This window comes from Acinetobacter sp. YH18001, from assembly GCF_013416975.1.
In the GTDB taxonomy this organism is placed as follows: Bacteria; Pseudomonadota; Gammaproteobacteria; order Pseudomonadales; family Moraxellaceae; genus Acinetobacter; species Acinetobacter pseudolwoffii.
The window spans coordinates 1-4,834 of sequence record NZ_VPEU01000086.1 but is presented as its reverse complement, the minus strand read 5'-3'; the positions used below and the strand labels follow the sequence as shown (position 1 = coordinate 4,834).

Below are 4,834 nucleotides of genomic sequence, written 5' to 3'. Positions count from 1 at the left end.
GTACTATTATTGAGGTTTCTCTAAGAAACTCTATGCATAATGCTTTTTCTACTAAGATGGGGAATACTTGGTGGCAAATTTCCAAACTTCACTATTCATCTTATATTGCAACGCCTGATCATAAAGCACCAGAGGTTGTTCGTGATGTTAGAGGTTACTTTAAGGCTGCAAGGAATACTGTCATTAGAGATAAAAAAGAGAGATATAGTTTAGAGTCGTATATTCCACAAGATCCAGAAGTAATTTCAGCAACAGTTTTCTATGTATGGGAGTTACTCTTAGATAAGGAATTTGTTGGAAAGTAAGCGTCCGCTGAACCCCACTTTTTCTAACTCATTAATACCGCGATAGTGTCCACTAAAATTTAAGTGGACACCTATTTATGGATTTAAAGACAGTTATAGACAGTGCACCAACGCTAAAAAAGCCCCGTCGAACCTTCACAGCTGAATTTAAACATCAACTTATTCAGCAATGCCAGCAGCCAGATACATCAGTGGCCAAGGTAGCAATGCAACATCAGATCAATGCCAATCTGCTACATAAATGGATTCGTCAGTCCAGATCAATGCCCCCTGCATTAAAAACCCCATCCATTCCACAGACTGACTTTCTTCCGGTCATTCTTCACCCGACTCCAGTCAAACAAGAAGCACCTCTACCACCTGTGCCAGAGAAGAAAGCTGTCGCTCATATCAGGATTCCATTACATGAGGCACCAAGTTCCGCAAGGGATCAGATGATCGAGATCGACTGGCCGGTGGAGTCAGTAACTGAATTACTGTTGCTGATCCAGGGTTTGACTCAATGATTCGTATTGATGAGATCTGGTTGTCTACCCAGCCGATGGACATGCGTGCAGGGATGGATACAGCCATGGCTCAGGTGCTGAGAGCCTTTGGCTACATCAAACCGCATTGCGCTTACCTGTTCTGTAATAAGCGTGGCCATCGTATGAAAGTGCTGGTGCATGATGGACTGGGTATCTGGCTGTGTGCCCGGCGGCTGGAACAGGGGAAATTCCACTGGGCTAAAGTTCACCAGGGTGAAAGTATGGCGATCAGCCCGGAGCAGTTACAGGCACTGATCCAGGGTTTGCCCTGGCAAAGAATCGGACTGCAGCAAGTGGTAACAATGCTCTAAACCAGGCTCATCCATTCTGCTATTCTCCAAACGTTCTATTTCCTCTGCATCATGACCTCAGGCATACTGCGGTCATGAATACGCTGCCTGATTTAAGCCAACTGACCCATGAACAACTGCTGGAATTTACCAGACAGTTGGCGATGCAGCATCAGTCTCTGGCACAATCTAAACAACAACTGGAACAATCAAATCAGCAATTAGATGCCAGAGTTCAACATCTTGAAGTCACCAATCAGCAATTAGATTCTAAAGTTCAACATCTTTCTATTCTCAATCAAAAATACGAGCATGAGCTTGCACTATTTAAACAGCATAAATTCGGCAGTAAAAACGAACATCTAACCGCAAAACAAATCCATCTCTGGGATGAAGCGGTTGAAGAAGATATTGCAGCGGTTGATCTGGAACTGGAACGACTGAATGCAGATAAAACCAATGCAGCTGCACAGAAAGCCCCAGTCAACAAACCTAAACGTCGGCTGTTGCCAGATCATCTACACACCCTCCGTATTGAGCATGAACCTGAATCAACACAATGCAGTTGTGGCTGTACCTTGCGTCGTATCGGTGAAGATGTCAGTGAAAAACTGAATTTCAGACCGGCACAGTTCTATAAGGAACAGCATGTGCGTGGTAAATGGGTCTGTGATCAGTGTGACACTCTGACTCAGCAAGCGATGCCAGCCTATGTGATTGATAAAGGCATTGCTTCACCTGAATTGCTTAGCCATGTGCTGGTGTCAAAGTATGCCGATCATTTGCCTTTGTACCGTCAACGTCAAATCTTTCTACGCGCAGGTGTTGATCTGTCTAGATCAACGTTATCTGACTGGATTGGCCGCTGTGGGGTGGAACTGGAACCTCTGGCCAATGCCTTAAAACAGGTGGTACTGCAACAGCAGGTGATCCATGCAGATGAAACACCGGTGACGGTCATGCAGATGGGTGAAAATGAGAAAAAGCCCAAAAAAGGTTATGTCTGGGCCTATGCCAGCACACAGTACAATCCAGTTCAGGCAGTGATCTATGACTTTCAAGATAGCCGTTCTGGCCAGCATGCTGAAGACTTCCTGAAAGGCTGGCAGGGTCATTTGGTCTGTGATGATTACAGTGGTTATAAAGCACGCTTTAGATCAGGTCAGGTCATTGAGGTGGGCTGCATGGCACATGCACGTCGTAAATTCCATGAACTACATGTGACCAAGAAAAGTCAGGTCGCTGAACAGGCATTAGTGCTGATTCAGAAATTATATGCGATAGAAGCAGAATTAAGAAAAAAGACGGATGGTACAGCGGAAGACCGCTGCGAATACCGACAACAGCATAGTCAACCGGTCATGCAACAACTATATGAATGGCTCAACCAACATCAGCTGACGGTGCCATCGAGTTCTCCAACCGCCCGGGCGATCAATTACAGCCTAAAACGTTGGACTGCTTTAAGCCGCTATCTGGATGATGGCAATCTACCCATTGACAATAATTGGATAGAGAACCAAATGCGTCCCTGGGCCTTGGGGCGTAAGAACTGGCTATTTGCAGGTTCGCTGCGCAGTGGTCAACGAGCTGCCAATATCATGACTTTAATCCAGTCAGCAAAGCTGAATGGCTTGGATCCGTATGCCTATTTAAGTGATGTGCTGAAAAGGTTGCCAACACATAAAGTGCCCCAAATAGAAGAATTACTACCTCACCGCTGGAAACCTGAACCCCGTTAAAACTTGGCGATGGCGTTCAGCGGATGCTTACGGAATTCTTAAAGAATGCATAAGTTCAAATTGTTGTTTCAGTTATGTTCATTCTTTTATTTTAATGCCAATTAGATATGGGACAGGAGCTGGACTATTTTCCTCATAGTAATCAATACTAAAAACCACACAATAAGATTGCCCAATACGCATATTAGCTAAAATTAATTTTATTCTTTTTAAATCATCTCCCCAAAGAAGAAATGACAGGTATTGAGAAAGAGAAAGGTTTTTTCTGAAAGAAACAGTCTTTCCATCAGGTAGAAGGATATGAAAAAAAGGTATGGTTACTCTATGGCTTTTTTCGAATATTGTATCTCCCACATACACACCACATAGTGTATCAGTCCTTGAATTAAGACTTTTTTTATCGTGATACATATTTGGGACAAAAACTATCAAAATACAAATTAGAACTATTGATAGATATCGGATCCAAAACTTATTCATTCTTAAATTATTTATTTTTAATATTTTTTTATAACATAATTCAGATAATAGAGTAAGAAATCATTAATTTTTTAATTATAGATTTATTAAAATCACCATTTAATATAATGGCTGTTATGCGAAATATTAGTCATGACTAAGGAATGACTCTTCTAGTTTGGTAAAAGCTGGAGCGTTTTTAGCCACTCTTGTACGTATATGCTCACATTAATTCCGGTCCTTTGCGCCTATACGACCTGGCTGCAGTTTCCTATGATGGATACATAGAGAGCAGGATGCTCCAGAGAAGAATAATAAGAGATAGGCACAAGGAAAGTAAGGTACGACAGGAGTTATACCGAGCGAACCAATACAAAAAACCCCGGCAGGATGCCGGGGTTTTTTATTATTTAAAATTATGTTATTCACCAATTAAAATGTCTATGCGATAAACCATTTAAAATGTCCTGTTTTTAACCACAAGAGTCAAGCACAGGATTTAAATTTCTTTGTCCAATAACAGCTTTCTGAGCTTTACGGCTCGGCATACTTTTCTTGGCACGGGAACGTTTATTCTGTTTCTCCAATTCTTCATGTTGTTGCTGGATATGCGCCAGGACTGAACCTAACCGTTTATTCTCAACAATCTCATTTTGCTGCAGCCCAGCCAATTTATTGAAGATGCTGTAGTTGAGCTTTCGTCCTTCATGCATGAGGGCCACAGTGCCATCCGGATACTCCAGAAATGAAATGTATTGCCCAGCAAGCTTATGATTCAGCTCTGTCGGTTCAAGCAGATAAATACATTTGTCATAGGTAATCGTCAGGTTCTTGGTGACCTTACGCGGTTCCTGCCAGGTAAAAATATCATCCAGTTCAAGATCAGATTCGGTTAATGGTCGATGCAGGTTCTTTGAGTTTCGCGCACATTTGGCGAACTTCTGATTGAACTGCTCAATAAAGCAGGGCAACCAGGCATTTGCTTCTGCAATCGAACAGATGCCTTCCAGGCGCATCTCCTTGATCAAACGGTCCTGAAGGGTTCTATTCGCTCGCTCTACGCGACCTTTGGCCTGGGGTGAATTGGCGAAGATAATATCAATGTTTAACTCATTCAGAATCCGCCCAAATTGCGTGATCTGGCTGTCTTGCCTGGATTTCTGGTTGACTCTAAATACCGAGTGTTTATCGCTATAAAAGGCCAAGGGCTTGCCGTATTGCTCAATGTAGGCTCGGGTTGAAAGCATATAGTCAAAGGTCGTTTCAGCCTCACAAAAGCGTAGATGCAACAGCTTGCCGGTAGCATCATCGATATACACCAATAAACAGCACTTAGCAGCGCGTCCTTCGAACCAGTCATGATATGAGCCATCAATCTGGATCAGCTCACCGAAGCAATCACGGTTATAGCGTGGCTGGTATGGGCGTTTTAGACGTTTGGATCGCGGAATCCAAAGGTCATTTGCAGTCATCCAGCGCCGAACCGTTTCTACCGGGATATTCAGGTCAAA

At 43.1% G+C, this 4,834-nt stretch carries 6 protein-coding genes; 4 read left to right on the top strand and 2 right to left on the bottom strand.

Annotated features, from left to right (window positions below):
* The 4 genes from FTV48_RS14115 to FTV48_RS14100 all read left to right on the top strand — a co-directional run.
* Nucleotides 1–305, top strand: a 305-nt coding sequence (locus tag FTV48_RS14115; RefSeq protein ID WP_218945945.1) for a hypothetical protein, incomplete at its 5' end; no start/stop codon positions are given.
* Between the two features lie 77 nt (nucleotides 306–382).
* Entirely contained in the window at nucleotides 383–811 is a 429-nt protein-coding gene (locus FTV48_RS14110) for a transposase (RefSeq protein WP_000364662.1), read from the top strand.
* A complete protein-coding gene (gene tnpB / locus FTV48_RS14105) occupies nucleotides 808–1,143 on the top strand; it encodes an IS66 family insertion sequence element accessory protein TnpB (protein ID WP_000618090.1) in 336 nt (111 codons plus the stop codon). The genes FTV48_RS14110 and tnpB overlap by 4 nt, the downstream gene beginning before the upstream one ends.
* Before the next feature lie 74 nt (nucleotides 1,144–1,217).
* On the top strand, nucleotides 1,218–2,864 hold the full coding sequence (locus tag FTV48_RS14100; protein WP_001094416.1) for an IS66-like element ISAba17 family transposase: 1,647 nt from the start codon (nucleotides 1,218–1,220) through the stop codon (nucleotides 2,862–2,864).
* A 78-nt stretch (nucleotides 2,865–2,942) separates the two neighbouring features.
* Here the strand turns inward: FTV48_RS14100 and FTV48_RS14095 are convergent, their stop codons facing one another.
* Complete coding sequence (locus FTV48_RS14095) at nucleotides 2,943–3,218, bottom strand: hypothetical protein (RefSeq protein ID WP_180000732.1); 276 nt, start codon at nucleotides 3,216–3,218, stop codon at nucleotides 2,943–2,945.
* A gap of 578 nt (nucleotides 3,219–3,796) precedes the next feature.
* Nucleotides 3,797–4,834: ISNCY family transposase (locus FTV48_RS14090; protein ID WP_180000731.1), on the bottom strand; the 1,038-nt coding region annotated here is incomplete at its 5' end.

Excerpts from the sequence above, each read along its gene's own strand:
- FTV48_RS14100 (WP_001094416.1), top strand. The coding sequence starts at position 1,218 with ATGAATACGCTGCCTGATTTAAGCCAACTGACCCATGAACAACTGCTG.
- FTV48_RS14110 (WP_000364662.1), top strand. The coding sequence starts at position 383 with ATGGATTTAAAGACAGTTATAGACAGTGCACCAACGCTAAAAAAGCCC.
- tnpB (WP_000618090.1), top strand. The coding sequence starts at position 808 with ATGATTCGTATTGATGAGATCTGGTTGTCTACCCAGCCGATGGACATG.